Annotated in this window: 10 protein-coding genes; all 10 read right to left on the bottom strand. The window is 56.3% G+C overall.

Going from position 1 to position 10,652, the window contains the following annotated elements; translation table 11 throughout:
- Positions 1–196 precede the first annotated feature (196 nt).
- Positions 197–1,429 carry an RNA polymerase sigma factor RpoD gene (gene rpoD, locus ABGT74_RS05965; RefSeq protein ID WP_346704851.1) on the bottom strand — a complete coding sequence of 411 codons (1,233 nt, stop codon included), beginning with the start codon at positions 1,427–1,429 and terminating at the stop codon, positions 197–199.
- On the bottom strand, positions 1,426–3,192 hold the full coding sequence (gene dnaG / locus ABGT74_RS05960; RefSeq protein WP_346704850.1) for a DNA primase: 1,767 nt from the start codon (positions 3,190–3,192) through the stop codon (positions 1,426–1,428). Before dnaG ends, rpoD begins: the two co-directional genes overlap by 4 nt.
- 33 nt (positions 3,193–3,225) lie before the next feature.
- The gene (locus ABGT74_RS05955; RefSeq protein ID WP_346704849.1) at positions 3,226–4,227 is read right to left on the bottom strand and encodes a deoxyguanosinetriphosphate triphosphohydrolase; all 1,002 of its coding nucleotides are present in this window, start codon (positions 4,225–4,227) and stop codon (positions 3,226–3,228) included.
- A gap of 102 nt (positions 4,228–4,329) precedes the next feature.
- Positions 4,330–4,965 carry a YigZ family protein gene (locus ABGT74_RS05950; RefSeq protein ID WP_346704848.1) on the bottom strand — a complete coding sequence of 212 codons (636 nt, stop codon included), beginning with the start codon at positions 4,963–4,965 and terminating at the stop codon, positions 4,330–4,332.
- Between the two features lie 36 nt (positions 4,966–5,001).
- Positions 5,002–6,288: a GTPase HflX gene (hflX, locus tag ABGT74_RS05945; protein ID WP_346704847.1), complete on the bottom strand. Its 1,287-nt coding sequence runs from the start codon at positions 6,286–6,288 to the stop codon at positions 5,002–5,004.
- 110 nt (positions 6,289–6,398) lie between these two features.
- Positions 6,399–6,602: a 50S ribosomal protein L31 gene (rpmE, locus tag ABGT74_RS05940; protein WP_031475830.1), complete on the bottom strand. Its 204-nt coding sequence runs from the start codon at positions 6,600–6,602 to the stop codon at positions 6,399–6,401.
- A gap of 88 nt (positions 6,603–6,690) precedes the next feature.
- Entirely contained in the window at positions 6,691–7,149 is a 459-nt protein-coding gene (locus ABGT74_RS05935; protein ID WP_346704846.1) for an S-ribosylhomocysteine lyase, read from the bottom strand.
- A complete protein-coding gene (locus ABGT74_RS05930; protein ID WP_346704845.1) occupies positions 7,146–8,534 on the bottom strand; it encodes an MATE family efflux transporter in 1,389 nt (462 codons plus the stop codon). Before ABGT74_RS05930 ends, ABGT74_RS05935 begins: the two co-directional genes overlap by 4 nt.
- Before the next feature lie 111 nt (positions 8,535–8,645).
- Positions 8,646–9,302, bottom strand: a complete 657-nt coding sequence (locus tag ABGT74_RS05925) for an HAD family phosphatase (RefSeq protein WP_346704844.1) — start codon at positions 9,300–9,302, stop codon at positions 8,646–8,648.
- A gap of 23 nt (positions 9,303–9,325) precedes the next feature.
- The gene (locus ABGT74_RS05920; RefSeq protein ID WP_346704843.1) at positions 9,326–10,621 is read right to left on the bottom strand and encodes a chloride channel protein; all 1,296 of its coding nucleotides are present in this window, start codon (positions 10,619–10,621) and stop codon (positions 9,326–9,328) included.
- Positions 10,622–10,652: the final 31 nt, after the last annotated feature.

Below are 10,652 nucleotides of genomic sequence, written 5' to 3'. Positions count from 1 at the left end.
AGGCTATCCTTTTTACATCATATATGCTAAAAATCTGGGCTGAAAATATCAACTTTCAGCCCAGATTTCTTTTGGTCAACAGGTCCTATGTCTTAGTATATCATACTCTTTTTCTTCTTTCAATCACAGGTACTCAAAACGTAATACCCAGAAATGCAAAAAGCCCCAGCTGCCTATGCAGCTGGGGCTTTTGGTATCAATTGAGAAAATCCTTGAGTTTTTTCGAACGCGACGGATGGCGCAGCTTGCGCAGCGCCTTTGCCTCGATTTGGCGAATACGCTCGCGCGTGACATTGAACTCCTTGCCGACCTCCTCGAGGGTACGGGTGTGGCCGTCTTCAATGCCGAAACGCAGGCGCAACACCTTTTCCTCACGCGGCGTCAGTGTCTTAAGCACCTCGACCAGCTGCTCCTTGAGCAGCATGAAGGATGCCGCCTCAGCCGGTTCGGGCGCATCGTCGTCCGGGATAAAATCGCCGAGGTGGGAATCCTCCTCCTCGCCAATCGGGGTCTCGAGCGAAACCGGCTCCTGCGCAATCTTGAGGATATCGCGCACGCGATCGACCGGCATGCTCATTTCCTTGGCAATCTCCTCCGGGCTGGGGTCATGGCCCAGTTCCTGCAGCAGCTGGCGCGAAACACGGATGACCTTATTGATCGTCTCTACCATGTGTACCGGGATGCGGATGGTACGCGCCTGATCGGCAATCGCGCGTGTGATCGCCTGCCGAATCCACCAAGTCGCATAGGTCGAGAACTTGAAGCCCTTGGTCGAGTCGAATTTCTCAACCGCCTTAATCAGACCGAGGTTACCCTCCTGAATCAAGTCAAGGAACAGCATGCCGCGGCCGACATAGCGCTTGGCAATGGAAACCACGAGACGAAGGTTGGCTTCCGCCAGACGCTTTTTCGCCTTTTCGCCGATTTTGACGTCGCGATCCAGCAATGCACGCTCATCGGCAGGAATCGCGTCGCCTTCCGCCGCAATGCGAGCTTCCGCCTCGTTGCCCTTCTGCATCTGCTCAGCCAAAGTCACCTCTTCCTCCGGGGAGAGCAGATCGACCTTACCAATCTCCTTGAGGTACATGCGAACCGGATCGTCGATCGCAAAGGTTTCCGCCATAGCGGAGGTGTCGATCAGCTCCTCTTCCGGAACTTCCTCCACGTTATCCGGCTCAAACACCTCGTCATCGTCATTGCCCAGCGCCTTTTCCAGCACGCCTTCGGTTTCGATCTCCACGCCCATGGTTTCGAGCGTTTCATACAGCTTATCAATATCGTCGCTTTCCATATCCAGCTGGCTCAGCGCATCCGCGATCTCCTTGAGCGTCAGCCGTCCATTCTTTTTGCCAAGCGCCAGCAGATCCCTGAGCACCTGCTGCTGGTCCACTGCTTGCTCCGGTGCGTTTGCCTTGCCCGTTGTCGTCATATCGTTTGTCCTCCCGCGTTTTGTTTTTTTATTCGTCCAAAGGTCAGCAGCGGGTCCTCGCCCGCTTCGGTAATCGTACCATCTCTGACGCGCTGCATTCGTATCGTGTTTATGTATTCCTGCATTTCCTGCCGGTGTTCGCCGGGTGGAATGCCCTGATCGAGGATCGCGGAGAGCAGGCTCATTTCATTGGCTTCCAGCCAGCCCTCAAATGACAGGATATCCACCATCTGCCCTTCCCGGTCGAGCGTGAGCACACGCTCATATATCTTACGCAGCACGGGCGCAGAAAACCACGCCGGCGGCAATTCTTTTTCCAATCCCGCTGCCAATTTTTGATCGTAAAACAGCAGCCGCAGCACATTCTCCTCCGCTTTGGCGGATTTGACATCTGCATAGGCAAGCGTGCGGTCCTTGGGCTGCGCCATGCCGATCGGTGAGCGGATCTCACGCCGCTCCGCGGCCTTTTGCCGCTTGCGGCGGATGCCCATTTCGCGCCGCACCTCAACATTCATCGCCTCAGCGGTCACGCCCGCCATTTTTGCCGCGCGCCCGGCGTATACCTCCCGCTCAATGCTGCTGTCGATGCCGGCAAGCATACGCGCCGCGTCCCGCAAGAACAGCACGCGCGCCTCATCGTCCTCCAGATCGTATTTGGCTGCAATCTGCTCCAGCCGATAGGCATTATGATCCTCGCTACGCTCAATGAGCGCTCGGAAAGCATCCGCCCCTTTTGCTTTGATGAACTCATCCGGGTCTTTGGCACCCGGAATTTTGAGCACCTTAACCTGCAAATCACATTTTTTCAAAATATCAATCGCGCGCTGTGCCGCCGCCTGTCCCGCGCCGTCCGCGTCGTAGGAAATCACGATGCGATCCGTATGCCTTGCAATGATGCGCGCCTGCTCCTCGGTCAAGGACGTTCCAAGCGAAGCAACAGCGCAGTCGAACCCAGCCTGATGCAGCGCAATCACGTCCATGTAGCCTTCTGCGAGGATGAAATACTCGTTCTTCGTTGTCTTGGACAGATTGAGCGCAAACAAATTGCGGCTCTTATGGAAAATCGGCGTTTCGGGCGAGTTGAGATACTTTGGCTTGGAATCGTCCAGCACACGCCCGCCGAACGCGATCACATTGCCGCGCACATCAATGATAGGAAACATCACGCGCCCGCGGAAGCGGTCATACACGCGCCCCTTTTCGCTGCGGCTGAGCAGCCCTGCGTCCAGCATTTCCTCCCGCGTATAGCCCTTCGCGGTCATTGCGTCGAGCAGCGCATGGAACGAGTCCGGTGCGTAGCCCAGCCCAAAACGATTCATGGTACGCCGGTGCAAGCCACGCCCGAGAAAATACTGCTGCGCCGCGCGGTTCTCCGGCTGCCACAACGTATCGTAATAAAACCTTGCTGCATCTTTGCACAGCGCATACAGGCGTTCCCGGCGGCGGGCTGCCTGTCGGTCAGCCGCGTCCTGCTCAGGCACCTGCATGCCCGCGCGCGCTGCCAAATAGCGCACCGCATCAGGAAACTCCAACCCTTCAGCTTTCATGGTGAAGGTGATTACCCCGCCGCCCGCGCCGCAGCCGAAGCAGTGGAAAATCTGCTTGTCGGGCGAAACCGAAAAGGACGGCGTTTTCTCATTATGGAAGGGGCACAGGCCGAAATAGTTTGCGCCGCTCTTTTTCAGCTGAACATATTGCGAAACAACATCCACAATATCGTTCCGTGCGGATAATTCATCCAAAAAAACACGGTCAAACGCCATTCGCCCACCTCCTTTGTAGGATAGCCGGATTTTTTATCCTTCAATCTTATTCCAGCTTTTTGGAATAAATAATTTTTTGTAAACCGAGATCGAATACCGGTCGGTCATGCACGCGATATAATCGCACACAACGCGCTCAAGCGGTTCGCCGCGCGTCATGAGTACAAAATAGTCCCCCGGCAGCTCGTCCGGATGGGCCACAAAATATTCATATAATCCACGCAGCATGGTCTTGGCGCGCAGCTCTTCGCGCTGGGCTCCGGTGCCATGATAAACATGGTCAAACATAAACTGACGCAGCTCCATCATAGCGTCATGCACCTGCTCATCCATGCCGATCTCCTGATGCGCCATACCGTATTCGATCACCGCAGTGACCATGGTATCAATGCGCTTGCCGTGGCTGTCACCCAACCGCCGGCGCAAATGCTGCGGGATATCTGTGCTTTTGATGACGCCGCCGCGCACCGCATCATCAATATCATGGTTGATATAAGCAATGCGGTCAGCATAGTGGATGATGCGTCCCTCGGGCGTGTCCGCTTTTTTCGCACCTGTATGGCAAATGATGCCGTCTCGCACCTCCTGCGTCAAATTCAGATCCTCAATCAGATCGACCATACGCAAACTTTGCTCGTTATGCCGGAACCCGAACGGGCACACCTCCGCCAACGCCCGCTCGCCCGCATGGCCGAACGGCGTATGCCCCAAATCGTGGCCGAGCGCAATCGCCTCGGTCAAGTCCTCATTGAGCCGCAGCGCACGCGCAATCGTGCGCGCGATCTGCGACACCTCCAATGTATGGGTCAGGCGCGCGCGGTAGTGGTCGCCCTCCGGTGAAATAAACACCTGCGTTTTGTGGCTGAGCCGACGAAACGCCTTGGAATGGATGATGCGGTCACGATCGCGCTGAAAGCAGGTGCGATAGGCACACGGCTCCATTTCGCGCTGCCGTCCTCGTGACTCATCCGCAAAGGTTGCCCACGGCGCAAGCGCCAGATGTTCCCGCTGCTCCTGCTGTTCCCGGATCGTCATACGGCACGCACCTCCCTGCTTCCTGCCATTAAAAAAATCGTCTATTTGATTTATACTGACTCCAGCGCCAAAATCCTTTTTTTCGGGTCAAATTTTTTCACTTTATTTTACGCGCCTGCCCATAAAGCGTGTTTCCATCACCTCGGCATATACCTGCCCAGCAGTTGCCTCAGCCAACGCCGCATTGAGTTGCTCTTCCCCTCCTGCCGGTAAAGTCACCGTCAGCGTCACATCTGCGCCGAAATCGGTCTGCTCGACTGCGCAATCGTGATTGGGCAGCAGATGCAGCACCATTTCGTACAGATTATAAGGGCACGCGATCAGCGCAACCGAAAACAGACTCATACGCTGCACGCCTGCCGCAGCCACGGCGATCTGCGCACCTTTCGTATAAGCACGCACCAGCCCGCCGGTGCCCAGCAGCACACCACCAAAATAGCGCGTCACTACGCAAAGGCAGTTTTCCAGCTGTTCGTGCCGCAGAACCTCCAAAATGGGCATACCTGCCGTCCCCTGCGGCTCACCATCGTCCGAATAGCGCATGACATTGCCCTCGCGCAGGATATAGGCATAGCAGTTATGCGTTGCGTCCCAGTAAGTTTCGCGCATTTCCTTGATGCACGAAACCGCCTCCTCCGCTGTTTCCACGCGCCACAGCCGCCCGGTGAACTTGGAGCGTTTTTCTTCAAATTTATCCTCGCCATACGCGGCAAAGGGTACAAAATAGTCCTTTTCCATTGCGTATCCCCGTTTTAATGCGCTTTCGTCTGCGCGTTATTCCTCAACCAGATAGTCCGCCACACGGCCGAAAGTCTTATCGTCCACAACCGCCTCGACCAGCGTGCCTTCCGCGGCGTAATCGGTCGATTCGATCTGTGCTTCCCGATGCAGCATGTCGAGCACAGCACCGTCCGCATACGGGATCAGCAGCTTAACGCGGTGCTTTCCGCGTCCGAGCGCATGCTCAATGGCTGCGAGCAGCGCATCCACGCCCTCGCCGGTCTTGGCCGAAATGGCAACGCCCTCATCCGGGCGGAAATACGGAATGACCTCCGGATCACACTTATCCGCCTTGTTGTAAACCATCAGGCGCGGGATTTCCTGCGCGCCCAGCTGCGCGATAACGCCCTCGACCGTCTCGGCCTGCATACGCCAATCCTCGTCCGATACGTCCACGACATGCAGCAAAAGGTCTGCATATGCAAGTTCTTCGAGCGTCGCCTTGAATGCGCTGACCAGATGGTGCGGCAGTTTGCGGATAAAGCCAACCGTGTCACTCAGCAGGATTTCCTGCGTATCCGAAATACGCTTTTTGCGCGTGGTCGGGTCGAGCGTGTCAAACAAGCGGTCATTCGCTTCAATCCCTGCGCCGGTCAGTTGATTGAGCAGCGTGGACTTGCCCGCATTGGTATAGCCCACGATGGCGACCATAGGCATCTCGGTCTTTTTGCGCTGACGGCGCTGTACCGCGCGCACCTGCCGCACCTGTTCCAGCTCCGCTTTCAGCTTGTCGATGCGCTTGCGGATGTGACGGCGGTCGGTTTCAAGCTGGGTTTCACCCGGGCCGCGCGTACCAATCGGACTTTTGCCGCCGCCTGCTGTCTGGCGCACCAGATGCGTCCACATGCCGGCCAGGCGCGGCAGGATATACTGATACTGCGCCAGCTCTACCTGCAACTTGCCTTCGCCCGTGCGGGCACGCTGCGCGAAAATATCCAAAATGAGCGCCGAGCGGTCGAGCACGGTGCATTTGGTCAGCTCCTCAAGATTACGCGTCTGCGACGGCGACAGCTCATTATCGAACAGCACCAGCGTGGCCTCATTGGCCTCGGCAAGCTGCCGCACTTCCTCTGCCTTGCCCTCGCCAATGAACGTACGCGCGTCCGGTGCGGGACGGCGCTGTAAGGTCATCGCAACCGCCTCCGCTCCCGCGGTCTCAGCCAGCGCGCGCAGTTCATCCATCGTGCGCTCATCCGCGTCCTGCTGCGCGGTAAAGGACGGGCAGGACAGCCCAACCAACACCGCGCGCTCTGCCTGCATTTTGTTTTCCAGTTCGGTCATTGTATCGTTTCCTCCCCTCTCTGGGGCATGCCCGCATGTGCGCGGGCGGGTTTGAAAACAGAAAAGCCACCGAAACGCGCTTCGTCAGCAACCGTTTCGATGGCTTTCTCTTACTTGTCCAGATTGAAACGCTTCTTGAAGCGATCAACACGTCCGCCGGTGTCTACCAGCTTCTGCTTGCCCGTGAAGAAGGGGTGGCACTTGGAGCAAACGTCAACGACGATATTCTCCTTAGTGGAGCCGGTCTCAATGACATTGCCGCAGGCACAGCGGATCGTGGTCTGCTTGTACTCGGGATGGATGCCCTGTTTCATGTTGTTTCACCTCTTTCCACGGGAAATCACAAAATTTCTCTTGCAGTCGTAAGGATATGATACCATACAACGCGACAAAATGCAAGCATTATTTTTCATATACCAATTTTTCTTCTGTCCAGTCCTTGAGCACCGGAATCATGGACGCTGCCAGCGCCTTCGCGCCCGCCAGATCGTGCAGCAGATAGTTGCCGCATTCAATGCGGCTGGCACCAGGGATCTCGCCCTCGTAAGCCGCCACAAAGTCCATCGTCTCACGCACCAGTTCAATCGCGTCCGTCGGCGCCAGATCACGCACCAGGAAATAAAATCCGGTCTGGCAGCCCATCGGGCCGCAGTAAATGATATGGTCGGCAAAGCGCGAGTTGCGCGCATAGGTGGCGAACAAATGCTCGAACGTATGCCCTGCCGCAGGCTGAATGTAAGTACCTGCATTGGGGTAAACCATACGGATGTCATAGGTCGTCACATCTCCGTCAATGCGGGAGGTATACATACCTGGCTTTAATTTATCATGATTGACTTCAAAGCTTGCAATGCGTTTCATGTGTTTTTCTCCTTTTCAGTACCGATATACCGCAGCTCTGTGCAGTACTCACGCCACAACAGCACATAAGAAATGAAAAATGCAGCAACTTCCGCGATCGGGAAAGAATACCAGATGGCATCCAATCCCTTCCACTGTCCAAGCAGCCAAGCGGCCGGCAAAATAATGACGAGCTGACGGCAGACCGACACGATCAAGCTGTTCATGCCGCGGGCCGTCGCCTGAAACAGCGTCGAATTGATGATACCGAATGCTGCGCCAAGGAAGGACAGGCTGATGATCTTGAGCGCGGGCACGCCCACCGCAATCATTTCCTGCAGGGCCGCCTCATCTGTGCGGTCAACAAACATCATAAGCATCTGCTCCGCGAAGAGCTGGAACAGAACAAGGCCGATCAGCATAATGACCACCGCAGCGGTCAACGTGATTTTATACGCACCGAACAGGCGCTTTTTGTTGCGTGCACCGTAGTTGTAGCCCATGACCGGCAGTGCGCCTTGGTTCAGACCAAACACCGGCATGAACACAAAGGTTTGCAGCTTGAAATATACCGCCAGTACGTTGACTGCCGTCTGCGAAAAACCGATCAAAATGGCGTTCATCCCCGCCGTCATCACGGATACTACGCTCTGCATCACAATGCCGGGCAGACCGACACGGTAAATATCCTTGACCGTCTGGAAACGCCATTTGAACTCCCGCATCTTCACCTGCAAGATCTTCTGATGGACAAATACACCCCACAGGCCGATCAGCATGCCGAAGATCTGCCCGATGACAGTGGCCAGCGCCGCACCGCGCACGCCCATCTCCGGGAACGGGCCAATGCCGAAAATCATCAGCGGATCCAAAATGATATTGATGATCGCACCGGTCAGACCCTGACACATCGGGATAATCATATTACCTGTCGACTGCTGCAGCTTTTCGCACATCATAGAGACCATGACGAAAATGCTCAGACCAACCGCAATATGCGAATACTGGATTGCCTGCACGGTGACATCCTCCGCTGCACCGAACGCACGGGCGAACACGCCGGACAGACCAAAGCCCAGCACCAAAAACACGATGCCGCCGATCACGGCAAGCGCGATACCATGCTCTGCCGCAGAGTTTGCATGCAGACGGCGTTTTTCCCCCAAACGACGCGCAATCAGCGAGTTAACGCCCACGCCGGTGCCGACGCCGATCGCGACGACCAGCGTTTGCAGCGGAAACACCAGCGAAACCGCCGCCAGCGCGCTCTGCGAATACTGGGCAACGAAAATGCTGTCCACAATGTTGTACAGCGCATTGATGATCATTGAGATCATCGCTGGCAGAGCCATGGAAAAAATCAGCGGACCCATGCGTGCCGTGCCCATTTTGTTTTGTTCTTCCAAAATTCATTCCCCCTGACCAAAACGAAGCCGCACCGGAACTTGTCCGGCGCAGCCACCTTTTTATCTTTAATATTAGTGTACGGGATAAAATCCGAGATTGCAAGCCCTTTCTTACAGTTTTCCACGCAATTCGTCATACGACCGTTCAACCACAAAATCGCTCACTTCGCGCAGCTGCGTTTCTCCCGCTGCATAGGCAGGTTCCACCATGCCGCAGACGCGAAAGCCCGCGCGTTTGGCCGTAGCGCATGCATAGGGCGCATCTTCAAACACGATGCACTCGGCAGGCGCAAGCCCCATTTTTTCCGCACTCTTCAAATAGATATCCGGCTGATACTTGGAAATGCCCACATCCTCAATGGTGAGCATAAAGTCAAAATACCCCATCATATTCCGGTCCCGCAGCGCCTTTTCCGCATGACGGCGCGCCGTCAGCGTCGCAATCGCCATTTTCACCCCACGGCGGCGCAGCTCATCCAAAAACCGGAGCACACCATTCTTGGGCTTGGCAATGGTTTCGTACCGTTTGGTAATCAGCCGATCCATGCCCTCCATCAGCCCGGACGCACCGCCGGGCAGCTCGGGATACCGGTCGGCAAAATACTGCGCGACCTGCGGCTGTGAAAATCCTTCGCAAGCCGCATACTCCTCATCCGTGACCGTCAGCCCGAACTCTGCCAGATACCCCTGTGTCAACCGCTTCCACACCGGCATGGAATCGAGCAGCGTGCCGTCCATATCGAAAATCGCACCCTTAAATTCGTGCATATTTTTTCCTCCCGAAAACCATATTATTTGGTCTTGCGGTCGATAAACTGCGGCCGCATTTTGGAATACAGAATCTTTTGTTCGCTGTACAGACCATAATATCCGCTGAGCATATAAGAAACAGCAATCACCAGCGCAAACAGCGCAAGGCTCTGTCCGCCGAACAGCTCAAACGCCAGCAAGATCGAGGTCAGCGGCGAATTGGTCACGCCGCAAAACACCGCTGTCATGCCGAGTCCCGCTGCAAACGAGGGCGCAAGCCCGAAAAAGCCGCCATAGGCTGCGCCGAACGTCGCCCCGATGGACAGCACCGGCACGATCTCGCCGCCCTTATAGCCCACACCAATGGTAACAGCAGTAAGCACCAATTTGATGAAAAACGCGGCATAGCTGGCTTCGCCTGCGACTGCCCGCTCGATGACCTCCATGCCCGCGCCATTATAATCGCGTGTGCCGAGCAGCAAAGACACCAGCACAACCACCAAACCGCCTGCCGCGATGCATAAGTACTGATTCGGGATGTACTTTTTGAAAAGGTGGCCGATACGATGAAACACGATGCATACCACCGCGCTCAGCACCGCGCAGACCACACCAAATAGCACCAGCTTGACCAGCAGCAGCGGTTCTGCCTGCGATGGTACATCGGACAGCGCAAATGCGGTTGTCTCCCCGCCCAGCGACAGCGCCACCTGATGCGCGATGACCGACGCGAGCACGCAAGGAAACAGCGCCGCATAGTACATCACGCCCACACTGATGACCTCCATGGCAAACACGCTCGCTGCAAGCGGCGTGCCGAACAGCGCGGCAAAGCCCGCCGCCATGCCGCACATCGTGATCGTGCGGCTATCCCTATCGTCTAGCCGCATCCAATGTCCGATATTGCTCGAAATTGCGCCGCCGAGCTGAATGGCCGCGCCCTCTCGGCCCGCCGAGCCGCCGCATAAATGCGTCATAATCGAGGTCACAAAAATACTAGGCGCCAGCCGCAGCCGCACCGGATGGTTTTCCCGCACCGAGGTCAAAATGAAATTCGTTCCGCGCTCGAGCGGCATATCCGCTCGCTTGTACCAAAAAGCGATAAACACGCCCGCAAACGGCAGCAGATACAGCAGCCAGCCGTATTCCGCGCGCGTCTCCCCTGCCCATTCGAGCGCCAGATGAAACGCCGCGCCCACCGCGCCAACCACCAGACCGATCACCACCGCAAACACGCACCAGCGCAAAAACACGCCGCCGCTGCGCCGCACGCGATAGCCCAGTCCATGCAGCATGCGAACGATCACTCCCGTAACGTTCCGACTTCCAGGCTCCATACTCATTCCCCTTTCCGACAAGAATTGCCCC

The sequence above is a fragment of the uncultured Agathobaculum sp. genome (genome assembly GCF_963927765.1).
GTDB lineage: Bacteria > Bacillota > Clostridia > Oscillospirales > Butyricicoccaceae > Agathobaculum.
The sequence above is the reverse complement of the archived record's forward strand: the minus strand, read 5'-3'. Positions and strand labels throughout refer to the sequence as shown.

Bases quoted from the DNA above. Each gene is read 5' to 3' on its own strand.
- ABGT74_RS05955 (WP_346704849.1), bottom strand. From the start codon at position 4,227: ATGACGATCCGGGAACAGCAGGAGCAGCGGGAACATCTGGCGCTTGCG.
- hflX (WP_346704847.1), bottom strand. From the start codon at position 6,288: ATGACCGAACTGGAAAACAAAATGCAGGCAGAGCGCGCGGTGTTGGTT.
- ABGT74_RS05920 (WP_346704843.1), bottom strand. From the start codon at position 10,621: ATGGAGCCTGGAAGTCGGAACGTTACGGGAGTGATCGTTCGCATGCTG.
- ABGT74_RS05950 (WP_346704848.1), bottom strand. From the start codon at position 4,965: ATGGAAAAGGACTATTTTGTACCCTTTGCCGCGTATGGCGAGGATAAA.
- dnaG (WP_346704850.1), bottom strand. From the start codon at position 3,192: ATGGCGTTTGACCGTGTTTTTTTGGATGAATTATCCGCACGGAACGAT.
- ABGT74_RS05925 (WP_346704844.1), bottom strand. From the start codon at position 9,302: ATGCACGAATTTAAGGGTGCGATTTTCGATATGGACGGCACGCTGCTC.
- ABGT74_RS05935 (WP_346704846.1), bottom strand. From the start codon at position 7,149: ATGAAACGCATTGCAAGCTTTGAAGTCAATCATGATAAATTAAAGCCA.
- rpmE (WP_031475830.1), bottom strand. From the start codon at position 6,602: ATGAAACAGGGCATCCATCCCGAGTACAAGCAGACCACGATCCGCTGT.
- rpoD (WP_346704851.1), bottom strand. From the start codon at position 1,429: ATGACGACAACGGGCAAGGCAAACGCACCGGAGCAAGCAGTGGACCAG.